This is a genomic window from Streptomyces sp. NPDC057253, assembly GCF_042669125.1.
Classification (GTDB): Bacteria; Actinomycetota; Actinomycetes; order Streptomycetales; family Streptomycetaceae; genus Streptomyces.
Genome location: NZ_JBHUXV010000080.1, coordinates 1 through 19284, shown reverse-complemented (window position 1 = coordinate 19284; position 19284 = coordinate 1). Strand labels below are relative to the sequence as shown.

At 71.4% G+C, this 19284-nt stretch carries 16 protein-coding genes; 6 read left to right on the top strand and 10 right to left on the bottom strand.

Features of this window, described 5'->3' with window-relative positions; translation table 11 throughout:
• The first annotated feature begins 10 nt into the window (after positions 1 to 10).
• Entirely contained in the window at positions 11 to 1027 is a 1017-nt protein-coding gene (locus tag ACFULQ_RS33360) for an LLM class flavin-dependent oxidoreductase (protein WP_383551185.1), read from the top strand.
• Between the two features lie 18 nt (positions 1028 to 1045).
• On the opposite strand, the gene ACFULQ_RS33355 is transcribed toward ACFULQ_RS33360, so the two are convergent.
• Both ACFULQ_RS33355 and ACFULQ_RS33350 read right to left on the bottom strand, forming a co-directional pair.
• A complete protein-coding gene (locus ACFULQ_RS33355; protein ID WP_383551183.1) occupies positions 1046 to 1444 on the bottom strand; it encodes a hypothetical protein in 399 nt (132 codons plus the stop codon).
• Positions 1441 to 2961: a hypothetical protein gene (locus tag ACFULQ_RS33350; RefSeq protein ID WP_383551181.1), complete on the bottom strand. Its 1521-nt coding sequence runs from the start codon at positions 2959 to 2961 to the stop codon at positions 1441 to 1443. The genes ACFULQ_RS33355 and ACFULQ_RS33350 overlap by 4 nt, the downstream gene beginning before the upstream one ends.
• 809 nt (positions 2962 to 3770) lie before the next feature.
• Here ACFULQ_RS33350 and ACFULQ_RS33345 point away from each other — a divergent pair.
• Entirely contained in the window at positions 3771 to 4313 is a 543-nt protein-coding gene (locus ACFULQ_RS33345) for an SUKH-4 family immunity protein (RefSeq protein ID WP_383551179.1), read from the top strand.
• Positions 4314 to 4476: 163 nt separating this feature from the next.
• The gene (locus tag ACFULQ_RS33340) at positions 4477 to 6816 is read left to right on the top strand and encodes an ATP-binding cassette domain-containing protein (RefSeq protein WP_383551177.1); all 2340 of its coding nucleotides are present in this window, start codon (positions 4477 to 4479) and stop codon (positions 6814 to 6816) included.
• On the opposite strand, the gene ACFULQ_RS33335 is transcribed toward ACFULQ_RS33340, so the two are convergent.
• Entirely contained in the window at positions 6783 to 7709 is a 927-nt protein-coding gene (locus ACFULQ_RS33335; protein ID WP_383551175.1) for a lysophospholipid acyltransferase family protein, read from the bottom strand. The two genes, ACFULQ_RS33340 and ACFULQ_RS33335, sit on opposite strands and share 34 nt — an antisense overlap.
• Positions 7709 to 8479: a GNAT family N-acetyltransferase gene (locus ACFULQ_RS33330; protein ID WP_383551173.1), complete on the bottom strand. Its 771-nt coding sequence runs from the start codon at positions 8477 to 8479 to the stop codon at positions 7709 to 7711. Before ACFULQ_RS33330 ends, ACFULQ_RS33335 begins: the two co-directional genes overlap by 1 nt.
• 70 nt (positions 8480 to 8549) lie before the next feature.
• Here ACFULQ_RS33330 and ACFULQ_RS33325 point away from each other — a divergent pair, with 70 nt between their 5' ends.
• Complete coding sequence (locus ACFULQ_RS33325) at positions 8550 to 8675, top strand: hypothetical protein (RefSeq protein ID WP_383551171.1); 126 nt, start codon at positions 8550 to 8552, stop codon at positions 8673 to 8675.
• Between the two features lie 62 nt (positions 8676 to 8737).
• Here ACFULQ_RS33325 and ACFULQ_RS33320 read toward each other — a convergent pair whose 3' ends face one another.
• Genes ACFULQ_RS33320 through ACFULQ_RS33310 form a run of 3 tightly spaced genes read right to left on the bottom strand, consistent with a single transcriptional unit; the run spans position 8738 to position 12104 of the window.
• Positions 8738 to 9487 carry a succinate dehydrogenase/fumarate reductase iron-sulfur subunit gene (locus ACFULQ_RS33320; protein WP_362672877.1) on the bottom strand — a complete coding sequence of 250 codons (750 nt, stop codon included), beginning with the start codon at positions 9485 to 9487 and terminating at the stop codon, positions 8738 to 8740.
• Positions 9484 to 11430 carry a fumarate reductase/succinate dehydrogenase flavoprotein subunit gene (locus ACFULQ_RS33315; RefSeq protein WP_383551169.1) on the bottom strand — a complete coding sequence of 649 codons (1947 nt, stop codon included), beginning with the start codon at positions 11428 to 11430 and terminating at the stop codon, positions 9484 to 9486. Before ACFULQ_RS33315 ends, ACFULQ_RS33320 begins: the two co-directional genes overlap by 4 nt.
• A gap of 2 nt (positions 11431 to 11432) precedes the next feature.
• Positions 11433 to 12104, bottom strand: coding sequence for a succinate dehydrogenase (locus ACFULQ_RS33310; protein WP_383551167.1), 672 nt, complete (start codon positions 12102 to 12104; stop codon positions 11433 to 11435).
• 120 nt (positions 12105 to 12224) lie between these two features.
• Between ACFULQ_RS33310 and ACFULQ_RS33305 the strand changes: the two genes are divergently transcribed.
• Entirely contained in the window at positions 12225 to 13112 is an 888-nt protein-coding gene (locus ACFULQ_RS33305; RefSeq protein ID WP_383551165.1) for a LysR family transcriptional regulator, read from the top strand.
• A gap of 40 nt (positions 13113 to 13152) precedes the next feature.
• On the top strand, positions 13153 to 14382 hold the full coding sequence (locus ACFULQ_RS33300; protein WP_383551163.1) for a PQQ-binding-like beta-propeller repeat protein: 1230 nt from the start codon (positions 13153 to 13155) through the stop codon (positions 14380 to 14382).
• Positions 14383 to 14395: 13 nt separating this feature from the next.
• Here ACFULQ_RS33300 and ACFULQ_RS33295 read toward each other — a convergent pair whose 3' ends face one another.
• The 3 genes from ACFULQ_RS33295 to ACFULQ_RS33285 form a co-directional block, all read right to left on the bottom strand.
• Entirely contained in the window at positions 14396 to 16540 is a 2145-nt protein-coding gene (locus ACFULQ_RS33295) for a putative bifunctional diguanylate cyclase/phosphodiesterase (RefSeq protein WP_383551161.1), read from the bottom strand.
• On the bottom strand, positions 16537 to 17358 hold the full coding sequence (locus ACFULQ_RS33290) for an SAM-dependent methyltransferase (RefSeq protein ID WP_383551159.1): 822 nt from the start codon (positions 17356 to 17358) through the stop codon (positions 16537 to 16539). The genes ACFULQ_RS33295 and ACFULQ_RS33290 overlap by 4 nt, the downstream gene beginning before the upstream one ends.
• A 284-nt stretch (positions 17359 to 17642) precedes the next feature.
• Positions 17643 to 18614, bottom strand: a complete 972-nt coding sequence (locus tag ACFULQ_RS33285) for an SCO0930 family lipoprotein (RefSeq protein ID WP_383551157.1) — start codon at positions 18612 to 18614, stop codon at positions 17643 to 17645.
• Positions 18615 to 19284 lie beyond the last annotated feature (670 nt).

The following is a 19284-nucleotide window of genomic DNA, read 5'->3' as shown; positions in this document are numbered from 1 at the left end:
TGAACCCGGTGTGAGTTCCCTGATCGCCGCCACCCGCTTCTCCGTCCTGGACCGCTCCCGCACCCGCGAGGGCGGCACGAACGCACAGGCGCTGAAGGACACGGTCCGGCTGGCGCGGGAGCTGGAGGGACTCGGCTACCACCGGTTCTGGGTCTCGGAGCACCACGGGGTGCCGGGAGTGGCGGGCTCCGCGCCGACGGTCCTCGCGGCCGCCGTCGCCTCGGCCACCGACACCATCCGGGTCGGCACCGGCGGTGTGATGCTGCCGAACCACCAACCCCTGGTCGTCGCCGAGCAGTTCGGGGTGCTGGAGTCGCTCTTCCCCGGCCGGATCGACATGGGCCTGGGCCGCTCGGTCGGCTTCACCGACGGCGTGCGCAAGGCGCTGGGGCGCGGCAAGGACGACGCCGACGACTTCGCCGTACAGCTTGAGGAGCTGCTGGGCTGGTTCCGCGGGACCTCCCCGACGGGGGTCCGGGCCCGCCCCGCCGAGGGCCTGACCGTGCCGCCCTTCGTGCTGGCCATGGGCGAGGGCGCCCAGATCGCGGCCCGGGCGGGCCTGCCGATGGTCATCGGCGACCTGCGCAACCGCGAGAAGATGCAGCGCGGCATCGACCACTACCGCGCGCACTTCCGCCCCTCCGCCTGGGCGCAGGAGCCGTACGTGGTCATCTCCGGCACGATCGCGGTCGCCGCCACCCCCGACCGGGCCCGCCGCCTCCTGATCCCGGAGGCGTGGTCGATGGCGTACTCCCGCACCCACGGCACCTTCCCGCCCCTCCCACCCGCCGAGCGCGTCGAGGGCCTCACGATGACACCGAAGGAGCGCGCCTTCTACGAGTCCGGCCTGACCGGCCACATCGCGGGCACCGAGGAGCAGGTGGCCCACGACCTGGAGACCGTCCTGAAGGAGACGGGCGCCCAGGAGGTCCTGGTCACGACCAGCACCTACGACCGCGAGTCCCTGCTGGACTCCTTCCGTCGGCTGGCCCGGGTCACGGGCGGGGCAGGGGCTCCCTCCGCGTAGGGCGCGGAGGGAGGACCATCAGAACAGCGCCGCCACGGCCTGCTGGACCGCGACCGCCGCTCCGGCCAGGGCCGCCACTGTCCGGCCCATGACACCGATCGTGTCGGCCGCGCCCTCGATGGTGTCGCGCTGCTCCTCCGGGTTGCCGAGCGCCCGCTCGATGCGGTCGGCGGCGCGCAGTCCGGCGTCACGGTTCTCGTCGGCGTCGAGCCGGTACAGGGCGTCCCGGAACTCCCTCAGGCTGGCGCGGACTTCGGCCACCGCCGGATCGTTGCGCGAGGCGTTCTGGTTGGCGTAGGCGTCCCGACCCGCGCTCACCGCCTGGATGTTGTTGCCGTCGCGGGCCCTCACCTCGTTGGAGACCTGCTGGCGGCCCTTCCCGCTCCGCCAGCCGCCTTCACGTGGCGTTCGAGTCATTCCTCGTCCCCTTTCTCCGTCGTCGTGCCGCTGCTCGCTTTGTCGCCGTCCTCTCGGTCACCGGTTCGACGCGACTGCTCCTCCTGCCCGTCACCCGACTCGTATTCCTGGGCGACGTGTGCGTCCCGGCCCGCCGTGACCGCCTGGATGATGTTGTTGTCGCCGGCATGGATGACCGTCATGATCTTCTGGACCTGACGCTTGAAGTCCGTGACATCGACGCCCTTGAACTCGAGGAAGTCCTCGACCGTGGAGAACATGGACGACTGAACGATCGTCACATGCCGGACGGCGTCCTCGGCGACGTGCATGTCGCCGGTGTAGATGGGCGAGTAGCGCTCGCGCAGGCTCGTCGGCAGCGGCCGCTTCGGGACGTCCCCCACCAGCTCACCCGCCGACTCCTCGCTCTCCCGCGCGCACCACTTCAGGAGCCGCCACCATCCTTGGCCGAGGGCCAGCAGATCTCCCAGTGCCTGGACGGGCATCTGCGCATACGTGCCGAACCTGCGCAGCACTTCGGGATCGACGGCCTCGTCTATGTCGTCGTGGAGCGGCGGCAGCAGATGGGGGCGCACCACGAAGTGCAGTTCCTGCCCCTCGATCACGGCGGACGCCAGCACAGTGATGACCAGTTGACCGGACCATGTGCGGACCTGCCCGGACAGGTACCGGCGCACGACGATCCCGGAGCCCCGCTCATCCGGCGCCCGGCCCCACAAGGCGTCGTCGGCGTTCCCGTCGCCGTCGGGAACCCTCGGCAGGCGGGCCCACCGACGGGCGGGGCCACCTCGCACATACCGGACGTCGCACTCCAGCGGCTGGAAGGGCGGTTCAGCGATCCGCAGATCGTCGAGGTCCTCACACACCGCGGTGAGCAGTTCGTCGGCGTCGAAGGGCACGAAGTCCTTGCGGACCGTCTCGTCCTCGTCGTCCTTCTCGCCCTGCAGCTTGATACTGATCGTGGACCGCCGCCAGAGAGAGTTGCCGGCACCGATGAAACGCCAGTAGCCCGCGTGGAGTTCGTACGGGAGGGCGTTGTTGGCTTGTGCGCGCTCGATGACGGCGATCCGGCCACGCAGCCGCGGTCCTGACCATGGACGACGGCTGTCCCGGTCACAGGCCAGGGCATAGCCGTGGGCGACGAGCCGGTCCACGATCCGTACTGCCAGGTAGGCGACCGCGGCGTACTCGACCGCCATGAGAGTCTCCTCCCCCACCCGGCTCGTGGGACGGAGCGTCATCACCAGCACGGGGAGCAGGAGCAGCAGGAGCGCACCCGCCCAGGTCCGGCTGAGCCTCGGCAACCACCGCCGGTCACGCCACACCGGACGGCGGGGCGGCCGGGCGGCCACGAGAGAGAGCGCGGCCGCGATGCCCCATACGGCGACACCGAGCGGGAAGCGGAAGGCGATCCAGCCCAGGATGATCGTGAGTGCCGTCCGGCGCACGCGCCACTGCCTGCGCGCGGCGAGGCAGTGCGCGAGGACAGGGGCGAGATCGAATCCATAGGAGGGCACCACGCGTAACCGCGACAGAAGTATCTTGCCTATCGCCCACCTGGCGAGCGGCTCGCCCAGTGGAGGGCAGGTCGCACCCTCGTTGCCCCGCTGGAATCGGTCGTCGGCAAGGAGGGCACGTACCGAGGCGATACCCCAGCCATGCGTCGCCAGGTGTCGTGACGCTCTGCTGACGGCCTCCAGCCGGTCGGGGCGAGCGTGCGCGGCCGCGCACAGCCGTTTGGTGACCTCTGTGGGCGGCGTGCGCCGCTCCTTGTCCTTCCTGACCGATTTCGTCTTGGACGCGACGGTTTTCGTAGCCGATGCTGTCGTCGGATGAGCCGAGATGGCCTGAAAGTAGCGTTCCCGCCGCTCCTGTGTGGAAGTTCCCACCGACGTCCTCCCCCGAGAGGACGCCCTGACCTACGGGCGGTCCTCCGCGACGCTCCCCAGTATCGGATTCCATAGAATCCCCAGAGTTTCCGAGGCACGCACGGCCAAATCCAGCCGTTGTCGTGACGCGGCCGAAAGGTACATACAGGAGCCGGGCAACCGGCCTGTGCGACGTCCCGCGAGTTCTCCTGAGCCCCGCCGGGCGGCCGAGGAGAAGGTCTTCCGTGCGCTCTCCGCCTTCTTGTGCCGGGACTTCGCCATCAGCGTCAGCAGGCTCGCTCTCCCTCGCTGCGGCGGTTCAACCGGGAGTGACGCCGGCGTGGAGCCGATAAGCCCTCCGCGGCCACTGAGACGTGTGTCGCCGCCGATGGGACCACGTGTCTGTCAGTCCTGCTCGGTAGGGTCCGCATCGCAGCCAGCCGCGGAAGGATGCTCACATGACAACCTTTGACGAGCTCACTGCCTGGGCCGGCACCGGGAACGTCACAAGGGCGGACTGGGCAGTCGTGTCGGACTGGCGGATTCCCGAGGACCAGAAGGCACTACTTGTTGATGTCGGAGTCCCTGTCGTCGATCAGTTGATCGAGTACGTATCGTTCCAGGTGGAGGCAGTCCCTGCACTCCAGACGTCAGCTGGCAGATCGCTCTACCTCCTCACCCGGAATCACCATGGCGACCTCGTGCCGGGACTGCAATGGTCGTTCGGCGTCGAACCCGGCACAGGGACGGTCTACTACGTCCTCCCTCAAGGCGAGGCGTGGTTCGCCAACTCCTCCATCGCCCTGTGGCTGCGGACCCTGCACCACTACGGCCTGTACGTCAGCGAGTCCGAGACCCTCAGCGATCCGGATGGCCGCGAGGAGGAGGCACTGGCCCACCTCAGCATGCTCGCTGACGAACTCAAGAAGATCGATCCGCCTGCCTTCGACGGCTACCACGGGTTCATCTGGGCCGAATTCCTTGACCGCTGGCTCTGGTAGTTGCCTGCGGCCGCCACGATCCCCAAGCGATCACTCACCGCGCCCGGCGCGTCGAGCGGCTCCCGCATAACTGCCACCTCAGCATGCGAGCTCACCAGCCCCGACCACCGTCGCACCTTCGCATAGGATCGTGAGGTTTGTCCCCTGTGCCTGGAGCCCCCTCATGTCCAACTCCCACGACCCGTACGTCCGTGTCCGCGGTGCCCGTGAGCACAATCTTCAGGGGGTGGACGTCGACATCCCGCGGGATGTGCTGGTCGTGTTCACTGGGGTGTCCGGGTCGGGGAAGTCGTCGTTGGCGTTCGGGACGATCTACGCGGAGGCCCAGCGGCGGTACTTCGAGTCGGTGGCGCCGTACGCGCGGCGGCTGATCCATCAGGTGGGGGCGCCGAAGGTCGGGGAGATCACCGGGCTGCCGCCGGCGGTCTCGCTCCAGCAGCGGCGGGCGGCGCCGACGTCCCGTTCGTCCGTCGGCACGGTCACCAATCTCTCGAACTCCCTGCGCATGCTGTTCTCCCGGGCCGGCACCTATCCGCCGGGCGCCGAACGGCTCGACTCGGACTCCTTCTCGCCGAACACGGCCGTCGGCGCCTGCCCGGAGTGTCACGGGCTCGGCCGGGTGCACCGGACGACCGAGCGGTCGCTGGTGCCCGATCCCTCGCTGTCGATCCGGGAGGGTGCCATCGCCGCCTGGCCCGGCGCCTGGCAGGGCAAGAACCTGCGGGACATCCTCGACACGCTCGGCTACGACGTGGACCGGCCCTGGCGCGAGCTGCCCGCCGAGCAGCGGGAGTGGATCCTGTTCACGGACGAGCAGCCGGTGGTGACCGTGCACCCGGTGCGGGACGCGGACCGGATCCAACGCCCCTACCAGGGCACGTACATGAGCGCCCGCCGCTATGTGCTGAAGACCTTCGCGGACTCCAGGAGCCAGACGCTCAGGGCGAAGGCCGAGCGGTTCCTCGTCTCCGAGCCCTGCCCGGTGTGCGGCGGCAGCCGACTGCGCCCGGAGGCGATGGCGGTGACGTTCAACGGCCGTACGATCGCCGAGCTGGCGGCGGTGCCGCTGACCGAGCTGGCCGCCTCGCTGACCGCCGACGGCGGGGCCGCGCGGGTCCTCACCGACGACCTCACGTCCCGTATCGCACCCGTCGTCGAGCTCGGCCTCGGCTACCTCAGCCTGGACCGCCCGACCCCCACCCTGTCCGCCGGGGAACTCCAACGCCTGCGGCTCGCCACCCAGTTGCGATCCGGGCTGTTCGGAGTCGTGTACGTCCTCGACGAGCCCTCCGCCGGACTGCACCCCGCGGACACGGAGGCGCTGCTCACCGTGCTCGCGCGGTTGAAGGCGGCCGGCAACTCGGTGTTCGTGGTGGAGCACCACCTGGACGTGATGCGCGGCGCGGACTGGCTGGTGGACGTCGGACCGCTCGCGGGCGAGCACGGCGGGCGGGTGCTGCACAGCGGGCCGGTGGCGGAGCTGGCGGCGGTCGAGGAGTCGGCCACGGCACGGTTCCTGTTCGACCGCTCCCCCGCTCCGGCCCGCCAGGTGCGTGCGCCCCGTGGGCACATGAAGGTCGGTCCGGTCACCCGTCACAACCTGCGCGGGGTCACCGCCGAGTTCCCGCTGGGTGTGTTCACCGCGGTGACGGGGGTGTCGGGGTCCGGCAAGTCCACGCTCGTCGGCGAGATCACCGAGGAGCTGGAGGGGGTGGGCCGGGTGGTCTCCGTCGACCAGAGGCCGATCGGCCGGACCCCGCGCTCCAACCTGGCCACCTACACGGGCCTGTTCGATGTCGTGCGCAAGGTGTTCGCCGCCACCGACGGGGCACGCGAACGCGGGTACGGCGTGGGCCGGTTCTCCTTCAACGTGGCGGGCGGGCGCTGCGAGACCTGCCAGGGCGAGGGGTTCGTCAGCGTGGAGCTGCTCTTCCTGCCGAGCACCTACGCGGCCTGCCCGGACTGCGGCGGGGCCCGCTACAACCCCGAGACGCTCGAAGTGACGTACCGGGGGCGGAACATCGCCCAGGTGCTCGGCCTCACGGTGGAGGCGGCGGCGGACTTCTTCTCCGACTCCCCGCCCGTGGCCCGCAGCCTCGCCACCCTCCTCGACGTCGGCCTCGGCTACCTGCGGCTGGGCCAGCCCGCCACCGAGCTCTCCGGCGGCGAGGCCCAGCGCATCAAGCTCGCGAGCGAACTCCAGAGGGTGCACCGCGCCCACACGGTCTACCTCCTCGACGAACCCACCACCGGTCTCCACCCGGCCGACGTCGAGGTGCTCATGCGCCAACTGCACGGCCTCGTGGACGCCGGGCACACCGTCATCGTCGTCGAGCACGACATGTCGGTCGTGGCGGGCGCGGACTGGGTGATCGACCTGGGTCCGGGCGGCGGGGACGCCGGCGGGCGGATCGTGGCGGCGGGGGTGCCGGACGAGGTGGCGGGGGTCGCCGGGAGCGCTACGGCGCCTTATCTGACACGGGCGCTGACACCGGGCGGCTGAGGAGCGAGCAGGCGCGGGCGGCCCGGACGAGGGGGCCGTACGACGTCCCGGCCCCGCTGTTCACGCAGCGGGTCGACGTCCCGGAACCGGTCGACCGGATGCCGGTCCGCCGTGTGTTCTCCCCACACCCGTGCCTGCGCGGTCGCGGCCAGCGCCCTGCGGTCGGTGCGGCTGCCCGGGGCCACCGGCTCCGTGACCTCCACCTCGGCCACCAGCCCTCGCGCCGACACCACCCGCCACACCGACGACAGCAGCGAGTCGTTCCCGATGAAGGCGGGAGCCGTGCTGGCCCCTCCCCCGCTCACCCGGTACCTGAGCCGCACGGGCTGCACCGGGACGCCCGCATCCAGGGCCGCCTGGAACACCGCGCGGCGGAAGTGGCCCTGGGCGCGGCCGCACCAGGTGCTGCCCTCGGGGAAGACGGCCACCGCGGCGCCCCCGCTCAACGCGACGGCGATGCGGGCGACCGTGTCCGGCAGGGCCCGCAGCCGGTCCCGCTCGATGAACAGCGCCCCGCTGCGGGCGGTGAGCCATCCCGCCACCGGCCACCCGCGGATCTCGGACTTGGCGAGCATCCGGGCGGGGCGTACGGCGGCCAGCAGCGGGATGTCCAGCCAGGAGATGTGGTTGGCGACCAGCAGCACTCCGCCTGCGGGCGCGGTGGCGCCGGAGAGGCGGACCCGGACCCCCGAGGCCCGCACCACCGCCCGGCACCACCACCTGACCGGGCCGGCCGGGATCGACCGGCCGACCGGCAGCAGCGCGATCCCCGCGAGCAGCACCGCCGTGACCGCGAGGAGCCGCAGCACGGCACGGGGTAGGGCCGCGGCGGTCCCCGTCCGCTCCAGGCACGCCCCCGGGGTGCAGGGCGCGCTGGGCAGCCAGATGCTCATCAGGCCGGGACGAGCGAGAGGAAGTGCCGCAGATAGCGGGCGTTGACCCGGCGCATCGACAGCAGCACGTACATGTCGGCGACCCCGAAGTCCGGGTCATGGGCGGGCCGGCCGCACACCCAGGCGCCGAGACGGAGGTAGCCGCGCAGCAGCGGGGGCAGCTCGGTGTGGCCTGCGGGGGCCTCGGCCGTCGGCTCCCAGGGCAGCAGGGGCCGTACCCGGAACTCCTCCGGAGCCAGGTACTTGGTGCGCACCCGGTCCCAGGTGCCGGCCGCGAGGGCGCCGCCGTCGGCGAGCGGGATCGAGCAGCAGCCGGCCAGCCAGTCGTGACCGCGGTCGACCATGTAGCGGGCGATGCCGGCCCAGATGAGGCCGATGACCGCGCCGTCGCGGTGGTCGGGGTGCACGCAGGAGCGGCCGACCTCGACGAGCCCCGGGCGGATCGTGTCGAGCGGGGTGAGGTCGAACTCGCTCTCCGAGTACAGGCGTCCGGCCACCGCGGCCCGCTCCGGGGGCAGCAGCCGGTAGGTGCCGACGACCTGTCCGGTCACGGTGTCGCGGACCAGCAGGTGGTCGCAGTAGGCGTCGAAGCCGTCGATGTCGAGGCCGGGTTGCGGGGTGGCCAGGAGAGCCCCCATCTCGCCGGCGAACACGTCGTGCCGCAGCCGCTGGGCGGCCCGTACGTCCTCCTCGTCCCGGGCCAGGCCGACGGTGTAGCGGACGGGGGCGACGCTCTGCGGGGGACGGTCGAGGGTGGAAACGCCGGTCATGGCACTCTCCAGGTCACGGGCGGAGGCGGCGAGCGGTGCCGCTGTCCCTGTTCTTCCGACGCCGGTTGGCGTGTACGTGACCGCTTCGGAGAGCGCGAATGTGCGGCGGCTGAACGGCTCGGGCAAGGTGTCCGGGACCTCGGACTCCGCCGACCGGACGGTGTCCCGCGGGTGGCCGGAGAGCGGCAAGGCGTGATGGGGCCGGACTTGAGCACCACGTCCGGCCCCACCCGTCCGCACCTTGTCGGCGAACGTCTCTCAGCGCTTGGCGACCTTCCTGGTCGCCCGCAGCCACTCCTTGTTCATGCTCGTGATGGACACCAGGGGGATGCCCTTCGGGCACGCCGTCGCGCACTCCCCGGCCAGCGTGCAGCCGCCGAAGCCCTCGTCGTCCATCTGCGCCACCATGTCCAGCACCCGGGTCTCCCGCTCGGGGGCGCCCTGCGGCAGTACGTTCAGATGGTTGACCTTGGCCGACGTGAACAGCATCGCCGCCCCGTTGGGGCAGGCCGCCACGCACGCCCCGCAGCCGATGCACTCGGCGTGTTCGAAGGCGAAGTCGGCGTCCGGCTTCGGCACCGGCGTGGCGTGGGCCTCCGGTGCGGCGCCGGTGGGCGCGGTGATGTAGCCGCCGGCCTGGATGATCCGGTCGAAGGCGGACCGGTCCACGACCAGGTCCTTGATCACCGGGAAGGCGGAGGCCCGCCACGGCTCGATGTCGATCGTGTCGCCGTCCGAGAAGGACCGCATGTGCAGCTGGCAGGTGGTGGTGCGCTCCGGGCCGTGCGCGTCGCCGTTGATGACGAGCGAGCACGCGCCGCAGATGCCCTCGCGGCAGTCGTGGTCGAAGGCCACCGGGTCCTCACCGCGCAGGATGAGCTCCTCGTTGAGGGTGTCCAGCATCTCCAGGAAGGACATGTCGGACGAGATGCCGTCCACCTCGTACGTGGACATCGCTCCGTCGGCGTCGGCGTTCTTCTGCCGCCAGACGCGCAGGGTGAGCTTCATGCGTAGCTCCGCTGGGTGGGGTGGACGTACTCGAAGACCAGGTCTTCCCTGTGCAGGACGGGAGCCTCGCCGGTGCCGGTGAACTCCCAGGCCGCCGCGTAGGCGAACTCCTCGTCCCGGCGGGCGGCCTCGCCGTCGGGGGTCTGGGACTCCTCGCGGAAGTGGCCGCCGCAGGACTCGGCGCGGTGCAGCGCGTCGAGGCACATCAGCTCGGCGAGCTCCAGGTAGTCGACGATCCGGTTCGCCTTCTCCAGCGACTGGTTGAACTCCTCGCCGGTGCCCGGCACCTTGATGCGGCGCCAGAACTCCTCGCGGATCTGCGGGATGCGCTCCAGCGCCTTGCGCAGACCGGAGTCGCTGCGGGCCATCCCGCAGAACTCCCACATGAGTTCGCCGAGTTCGCGGTGGAAGGAGTCCGGCGTGCGGTCGCCGTCGACGGCGAGGAGCAGGTTGAGCCGGTCCTCGGTCTCCGCCAACACCTCCTGCACGGCCGGGTGTTCGTCGCTCACCGCGTCCTGGTGCGGGTTGCGGGCGAGGTAGTCGTTGATGGTCGCCGGGAGCACGAAGTAGCCGTCGGCGAGACCCTGCATCAGTGCGGAGGCGCCGAGGCGATTCGCGCCGTGGTCCGAGAAGTTGGCCTCGCCGATCGCGAACAGCCCCGGGATCGTGGTCTGGAGGTCGTAGTCGACCCACAGTCCGCCCATCGTGTAGTGCACGGCCGGGTAGATCCGCATCGGCACCTCGTACGGATCCTCGTCGGTGATCCGCTGGTACATGTCGAAGAGGTTGCCGTACTTGGCCTCGACCGCCTTGCGGCCCATCCGCCGGATCGCGTCGGCGAAGTCGAGGTAGACGCCCTGTCCGCCGGGCCCCACGCCCCTGCCCTCGTCGCAGACGTTCTTCGCGGCGCGGGAGGCGATGTCACGCGGGACGAGGTTGCCGAAGGACGGGTAGATGCGCTCCAGGTAGTAGTCGCGCTCGTCCTCGGGGATCCGGTTCGGCGGCCGGTCGTCGCCCTTGGCCTTCGGGACCCAGATCCGGCCGTCGTTGCGCAGCGACTCGCTCATCAGCGTCAGCTTGGACTGGTGGTCGCCGGTGCGCGGGATGCAGGTCGGATGGATCTGGGTGAAGCAGGGGTTGGCGAAGTGGGCGCCGCGCCGGTGGGCCCGCCAGATCGCCGTCGCGTTGGAGTTCATGGCGTTCGTCGACAGGTAGAAGACGTTGCCGTAGCCGCCGGAGGCCAGGACCACGGCGTCCGCGAAGTAGGTGTCGATGCGGCCGGTGACGAGGTCCCTCGCCACGATCCCGCGCGCCCGCCCGTCGACGACGACCAGGTCGAGCATCTCGGTGCGCGGGTGCATCTCGATGTTCCCGGCCGCGATCTGCCGCGACAGGGCCTGGTACGCGCCGAGCAGCAGCTGCTGGCCCGTCTGCCCGCGGGCGTAGAAGGTGCGCGATACCTGCACCCCGCCGAAGGAGCGGGTGTCCAGGAGGCCGCCGTACTCCCGGGCGAAGGGCACGCCCTGCGCCACGCACTGGTCGATGATCTCGACGGAGATCTGCGCCAGGCGGTGCACGTTGGACTCGCGGGCCCGGAAGTCGCCGCCCTTGACGGTGTCGTAGAACAGGCGGTGGATGGAGTCGCCGTCGTTGCGGTAGTTCTTCGCCGCGTTGATACCGCCCTGCGCGGCGATGGAGTGGGCGCGGCGCGGGGAGTCCTGGTAGCAGAACTGGACGACGTGGTAGCCCTGTTCGGCGAGTGTGGCGCCGGCGGAGCCGCCCGCGAGGCCCGTACCGACCACGATGACGGTGTGCTTGCGCCGGTTGGCGGGGTTGACCAGCTTCGCCTCGAAACGGCGCTTGTCCCAGCGCTCGTTGACGGGTCCGGAAGGCGCCTTGCCGTCGGTCAGCGGCGCGCCGGTCGTGTAGTCGACGTAGGTCATGTTCAGCTCACCACTCCGGTCATGACACCCACGGGTACGGCGATGAAGCCGGCCGTGAGCAGCAGTGCGAGGACGTTCGCGACGGCCTTGAGGGCGCGGTCGCGGGTGCGGCTGCCGACGCCGAGGGTCTGGGCGGCACTCCAGAAGCCGTGCCGGACGTGCAGGCCGAGGGCGAGCATCGCGACGATGTAGATGACGTTGCCGTACCAGGTGGAGAAGGTGTCCACGACGTTCTGGTACGGGCGGCCCTCCTGGAAGCCGCCGGAGTGCACGGTGCCGGTGGTCAGGTCGAGGATGTGCCACACGATGAACAGGCCGAGGATGATGCCGCCCCAGCGCATGGTGCGGGTGGCGTAGCTCGCCCGCGCCTTCCTGTGGACGTACTTGCCGGGCCGCGCCCGGAGGTCCCGGCGGCTGAGCTGGTAGGCGGAGGTGGCGTGCGCGACCACGGCGACGACCAGCACCACACGGATCAGCCAGAGCGTCCACTCGTAGTGCATGAACGGCTCGCCGACCGTGCGCAGCCAGTGCGCGTAGTGGTTGAACTCGCCCGCCCCGAAGAAGATCTTCAGGTTGCCGATCATGTGGACGACCAGGTACAGCAGCATGATCAGCCCGCTGACGGCCATCACGGTCTTCTTGCCGACGGAGCTGTCCCACACGGTGCGTGCCATGGACGGCCGTCGGTCCGTCCGCGTTGCCAGAGCCATGGTTCAAGACGTTAGAACCGGGAGCACCGATCGGTCCAAGACATGGTCCGGCTTGATTCCATAGAGAGCGGCTATCGTACGAGGGTGCAGTTCCAGCAGCTCCAGTACTTCGTGGCGGTCGCCGAGACCCGCCACTTCACCCGTGCCGCCGAGGCGGTCCATGTCGCCCAGCCCTCCCTGTCGCAGCAGATCAGGGCGCTGGAGCGGGAGCTCGGGGCGGACCTGTTCCTGCGGGCGCGCGGCAACATCAGCCTCACCGACGCGGGCGAGGCGCTGCTGCCGCTGGCCCGCCGCATCCTGGCCGACGCGGACACGGCCCGGCACGAGGTGCAGGAGCTGGTGCAGCTGCGCAGCGGCCGGGTCCGGCTGGGTGCGACCCCGAGCCTGTGCACGGGTCTGCTGCCGGACGTGCTGCGCGCCTTCCACGACCGCTATCCCGGCATCCGGCTGATGATCGAGGAGGGCGGCTCGCACGATCTCGTACGGCTGCTCGCGCGCGGCGCGCTCGACCTGGCCCTGGTGGTCCTGCCGCTGCCGACGCCGTCCCCGGCGCTGACGACGGTCGAGCTGCTGCGCGAGGACCTGGTCGTCGTCTCCTCGCCGGAGGCACCGGCGCCGGGCGGCCCGGACCGCCGTACCGTGCGCATCGCCGATCTGGAGAACGCGCCCCTGGTGATGTTCCGGCACGGCTACGACCTGCGCGAACTGACGGTCGCCGCATGCCGTGCCGAGGGATTCGAGCCGGACTTCGCGGTGGAGGGCGGGGAGATGGACGCGGTGCTGGGGTTCGTACGGGCGGGGTTGGGCGTGGCCGTCGTACCGCGGATGGTCGCCACCCGGGCGGGGCGTGGGCTGCGGGTCACTCCGCTCGCCCGGCCGGGCCTGCACCGGACGATCGCGCTGGCCCACCGCAGCGACGTGGCTCCGCCGCGCGCGGCACGGGAGTTGCAGCGGATGCTGCTGGAGCGGTGAGCGGTCGTAGCATGGGGACTTCTCGCACGGGGGTGGGCGGATGATAGGGCGGACGGCTGTCGTGGGCGCGGCGCTGCTGGTGCTCGCGGGGTGCTCCGGGAGCACCCCCTCGAAGGGCTCGTCCGCCGCACCGCACTCCGGTGACTCCGGGCCGACCGTGGCCACGCGTTCGATGTCGGTCTCGGGCCCGTGGCGCGCGTGGACCGCGTCCCTCACCCGCCCGGAGGCCCACGGCAGTTGCGGCGCGACCGCGCACCAGGTGGTGTGCGCGACCGACACCGGTGCGCTCGTGGGGCGTTCGCGGGCCGACGGCCGTGTCACCTGGACCGTGCCCGGCGGCGCCCGCGGCAAGAGCGCCGAACTGCTCGTGGACGCGGCCGACGCGCGGGCCGTGTCCGGCGTCGCGGGCGTGCTCCGCGCGGCGGACCTGCGGACGGGTGGGCAGGCGTGGACCCGCCGGCTGCCGACCGGCCGCGCCTACGTCGCCCTCGGCGCCGCGGACGGGATCCTCTACGCCCTGCACGCCCCGGACCCCTTCATCCGCACCGGCGCCGTGCTCGACGCCGTGCGCGCCTCCGACGGCACGCTCCTGTGGCACCGGGCGGTCGCCTGGAGCCCGGGCGAACCCCTGGCCGCGTTCGGGGGCCGCGTCTACACGGCCGACGGCACCACCCGGGTCACCGCCCGCGACTCCCGCACCGGAGACACCGTGGCGACCGGCCCGGCCGGCGTCGAGTGCCCGCACCTCGTCACCGGCGGCCACTACCTGCTCTGCACCGGCAGCCCGTTCTCCGCCGGGGACACCTTCCCGCCCATGCGGCGCCTGGATCCGGCCACGCTGAGGCCGCTGCCGACCCCGCGGAACACGATCAACAAGCCCGTGCAGGGCGTGATCTCCGACGACGGGGTCCTGGTGCTGTACGAGGCCGGCGCCGAGGACACGAGCGCGGGCGACTGGTTCGCGTACGACCTCGAACACGACCGCAGGCTGTGGAGCACGTACGCCACCAGGACGGACGCCGCCGCCGTGGTCGGCGGCCGGTTCGTGACCTTCACCCCCGTCAACGACCCCACGAGGGGCCGCGTGATCACGATCGACCTGCTCGCCGGTCCGCGGGGCACCGGAAGTGCCGCGCCCCGCATGTCCCCGGCGTACGCGCAGACCAGGGACGGCGAACACCCCGTGCTCGTCGTACCGGGCGGGGACACGGGCCACGTCCTCGTCATGGCCCGCACCCACGGTTCGCTGCGCTCGCTGCCGCTGCCGTAGGACCGGGCGGCACTCAGGCCGTCGCGTCCACCAGCGCCAGCTCGTGCAGTCGCTCCGGCGGGCCCGGGCGGGCGTAGTACCAGCCCTGGGCGGTGTCGCAGCCCAGTATCCGCAACTGCTCGGCCTGGGCCCCGGTTTCGACGCCCTCGACCGTCACCGCGAGGTTCAGTCCGTGGGCGAGCGAAACGATCCCCTCGACGATCTTGAGGTCGACGGGGTCGGCGGGGAACCGCTGCATGCTCTGTGTGAAGGAGCGGTCCAGCTTGAGGACGCTGACCGGGAGCCGGCGCAGGTTCGCCAGGTTCGAGTAGCCGGTGCCGAAGTCGTCCAGGGCGATGTCGACGCCCATCTCGGCGAGTCGGCGCAGCGGCTTGAGCAGGTCGTCGTCGGCGCCGATGAGGGCGGACTCGGTGACTTCGAGGCAGAGGGCGTTCGGCTCGACGCCGGCGCGCTCCAGGATGTCCACGGTGTCCTGGACCAGACCGGGGTGGGTGAGCTGGCACGGCGACAGGTTGACGTTGATGCGGAGCGGGCCGCCCGCCGTGTCCTCCCCGTAGCGTTCTCGCCACTCCCGGGCCTGGCGCACCGACTGCTCCAGGACCCAGCGGCCGAGCGGCACGATCAGCCCGGTGTGCTCGGCGAGCGGGATGAAGCGGTCCGGGCCGAGGACGCCGTGCTGCGGGTGCAGCCAGCGCACCAGCGCCTCGGCGCCCCGCACGCTGCCGTCGCCGAGGTGGACCAGCGGCTGGTACTCGATGAAGAACTCGCCGCGCTCCAGGGCCGCGGGCAGCTGGGTGGTCAGGCCGTGCCGGGTGATGGCGCGGGCGTCGGCCTCCGGGTCCGCGAGCTCGAAGCGGTTGCCGCCCGCCGACTTGGCCCGGTACATCGTGATGTCGGCGCTGCGCAGCACCTCCGCCGGGCCCCGCTCCCCCGCCGGGCCCTCGACGATGCCGATGCTGCCGCGCACGGTCAGCTCCCGGCCCTCGATGCGCACCGGGGCGAGCAGGACGTTCATGATGCGCGCGGCGAGCTCGTCGACCTCGCTCTCGGTGTCGGGGCCGGTGGTCAGCGCCACGAACTCGTCGCCGCCGAGCCGGGCCACCATCTCGCCCGGCGCGGTCGCGCAGGACTGGAGCCGGTCGGCGACCTCGACGAGCAGCCGGTCGCCGGCCGCGTGGCCGAGGCTGTCGTTGATGGTCTTGAAGCCGTCGAGGTCGAGGTAGCACAGCCCGAACCGCTGGCCCTCGCCTGCGCTGAGCACCTTCTCCAGGCGCTCGAAGAACAGCGTGCGGTTGGGCAGTCCGGTGAGGGCGTCGTGGGTGGCCTCGTAGCGCAGCCGGAGGTTGAGCAGCCGGCGCTCGGTGGTGTCCTCCATGAGGGCGAGCTGGTACTGCGGGGTGCCGTCGGCGTCCCGGAGCAGGGAGACCGTCAGGTTGGTCCACAGGACCGTGCCGTCCGGGCGGTAGAAGGCCTTTTCGAGGTGGTAGTGCTCGCGCTCGCCCCTCACGAGTTCGTCGTAGAGCGTCCAGGTCTGGGGTGCGTCGTCGGGGTGGGTCCACTCCCGGACGTTGCGGCCGCGCATCGTCTGGTCGGTGATGCCGAACATGCGCAGCAGCGCGCCGTTGACCTGGAGGACGTTGCCGTCGAGGTCCGCGATGCCGATCCCTATGGCCGCGCCCTCGAACACCGCGCGGAACCGGGCCTCGGTCGCGTGCAGGGCCTGCGCCACCACGCCCTGCGCCTCCAGGGCGGCCTGCGCGATGGCCTCCTGCTCGGCCAGCGTGCGCTCGCGCAGGGCCTGCGCGAACCCGGCGGCCATCGCGTGCTGGAGGCGGGCGGACCGGCTGCGCAGGTCCTCCCGGTCGCCCTCGCCGCCGCAGTAGAGGACCAGATAGGCGTCGACGCAGTCCAGGGAGCGGGTCAGCGCGTCGGGGTCGGTGCAGTGCGCGGCCACCAGGGCGGCGCCCACCGCCCGGCCCTCGTCCGTGTCGACGGTCCTGGCCAGCAGCGCCTGGCTCAACCGGCGGGCCAGCGGGAGCAGTTGCTCCTCGAACTCGGCCCGGGTCAGGGACGTCGAGGTCACCGGGTACACGGCCCGGCTCCAGATCGTCGCGAACCGGCGCAGTCTGTCCTCCGGGCCGTCCGGCTCCGCGCTCACGCCGCCCGCCCCACGCCGCCGAACTGGGAGAAGGCCCAGGGATCCTCCGCGTCGGGGTCCCAGTTCTCCGACTCCGGCCGCCACCGCGGCATCGGCACCAGTCCGGGTTCCACCATGTCGTACCCCTCGAAGAACCGTGCGATCTCGGCGTGCGAGCGCATGATCAGCGGGTTGCGGATGTCCTCGTACACGTCCATCGCACCCTGCACCTGCTCCTGGGACAGCGGGATCCCCTCGTACGCGGCGTGCGTCAGCACCAGCAGGCTGCCGGGCGCGAGCGCGTCGCGCAGCTCGGCCACCGCCTTGTAGGGGTCGTCCGCGTCTTCCACGAAGTGCAGTATGGCAACGAGGAGCAGTGCCACCGGACGGTTCAGGTCGATCAGCCGCTGGACCTCGGGGCTCTGCAGGATCTCCTGGGGCTTGCGGAGGTCGGCCGCGACGACGTCCGCGTCCGGGTTGTCCGCGATGACCGCCCGGCTGTGCGCGACGGCCACCGGATCGTGGTCGACGTAGACGACGCGGGCGCCGGGGCTGGCGCTCTGGGCGACCTCGTGGACATTGCCGAAGGTCGGGATGCCGGAGCCGATGTCCAGGAACTGGGTGATGCCCTGGTCGACCGCGAAGCGCACCGCCCGCCGCATGAACGCCCGGTTCGCCTGCATGATCTTCGGCAGTCCCGGGACGTGCTCCATGGCCTTGCGGGCCGCCGCCCGGTCGGCCTCGAAGTTGTGCGAACCGCCCAGGTAGAAGTCGTAGATACGCGCGACGCTCGGCACCGAGATGTCGATGCTCCGGGGAGCCCAGGCGGGACGCTCCATGTATCTCTCCAAGGCGTAGACGATCCGGTGTTCGAGCTGAGGCTACTGATCGCCCGCCAATGGAGCGAGTGGAAACGGAAATTGACCATCCGTTCCCGGTCACTGCCTGCGGCACGTGCCGCTGAGCCACGGAAGCCCCGTCGCTACGAGACGTAGGCGCCGCACTCCGGAGAGTTCCGGAACGGGCGCCGAATCGCGGGGATTTGGGGGAAATGACGGCGAACCGGTCCGACTTCTCCGTGCGGCGCGGAGAGGTCGGACCGGTGGTCCTTACGAGAGGGGCGTCACTTGTCGGAGACGCCGACCATCTCACCGTTGGGGCGGACGGCGTACCAAGTGCCACCGACACCCTGGCCGTTGGTGTCGCCGGGCTCCTTGTCGCCCGAGAAGGTGTAGATGGGCGAGCAGTTGACCGTCTGCTGCCGCACACCGTCACCGCGGGTGAAGCTCATGAGGCCCTTCTTCTGGACGCCCTTGGTGTCGTTCGACGACACCGGGGCCACGGCCGGCCACTTCTCCAGGCAGGCGCCGTTGCAGTTCGAGACCGGCTTGGGCCAGGCCTTGTCCTTGGCGAAGCGGTAGACCGTCATGCCGTTCTTGTCGACGACGATCTCACCCAGGTTGGGGTCGTTGCGCGTGGACAGTCCGGGAAGGCTCGCGACCGACGCCTTCTTGCCGGTGGGCGCCAGCGCGTACCACTTGCCGCCCACGCCCTGACCGGTCAGGTCACCGGCCTTGGTGTCCTTGGCGTAGCGGTAGGCCGGCCAGCCGCCGATGGTCAGCTGCTTGCTGCCGTCGGCCCGGGTCACCTCACCGAGCAGTGCCTTGTCGATGCCGGCCCCGGCCGAGGCGTCGTCCGCGGGCACCGGCGGCCAGGCGGTCGCGCAGTCGCCGTTGCAGTTCGACTTCGGCGGTTCGGCGGTGTCCTCGTCGAAGCGGTAGAGGCTGAGACCGGCGCCGTCGGTCAGCACGTCACCGAGCTCGGCGTTGGCGGAAACCTGCAACTTGCCGGCGGAGGCCGACTGGGCGCCCAGGTTGCCCTGACCGACCGCGGAGGTCGAACTGGCGCTGGGGCTGGTACCGGTGCCGGTCCCGATGCCGGAACCCACCCCGCCGTAACCGCCCGCGGCCGCGGTGGCCCCGACGTTCTGGCTGCCCACGGACGAGCTGCCGCTGTCCTGACCGCACGCCGTCGTCAGCGCGAGCACCGCCGCGGCGCTTGCCACGAGTGAGGCGTTCCGCCAGGAGGTCTTCATCGTCAACTCCCCATAATTCAAAAGGGTGTTGCAGCGCCCTGCTGCGCCGCCGCACGACCATGGGTACGCACCGGAGCAGGGGTTGTGTTCAACCGTCCCGAAAATTTCTTTCTGGCCGCTGTGACCACACCCGCCTCAGAGCGCACAGATGTACGCCTGATCGGACGCGCGAACGCCCGGGATTCAAACATCGGGTGGCCCCGTTCCCTCCTTCGGAGCAATCTCTTCGCGCCCGCGCGTGGGACAGCGCGACAGGCCTCATGATCTCCGTCGTGCATCGACCCGAATCGCCCCAATCCGCCTCCGCCATACGGGTGTTGGCCCTGCTGGCATTGACGTGGGCGCTCGTCGGCCCGACGGCCGGGGTGGCCGAGGCGGATGCCTGCGCCTACGCCTCCGTCGGCCCCGACGGCACCGAGGCCGTGGCGGTCGCCGGGAGCCTCAGCCGGCCCACGCTCCCGCCGTGCCCGAAGCCGGAGCCTCCGCCCCCGCCCACCCCGACCCCGACTCCCCCCGAGCCCCCTTGTACTCCGACGCCCTCCCCCGATCCGACGCCGACGCCGCCTCCGACCCGCAAGCCGCCCGAGCCGACCCCCCCCCCCCCCCCCCCCCCCCCCCCCCCCGCCCCCCCCCCCCCCGCCCCCCCCCCCCCCCCCCCCCCCCCCCCCCC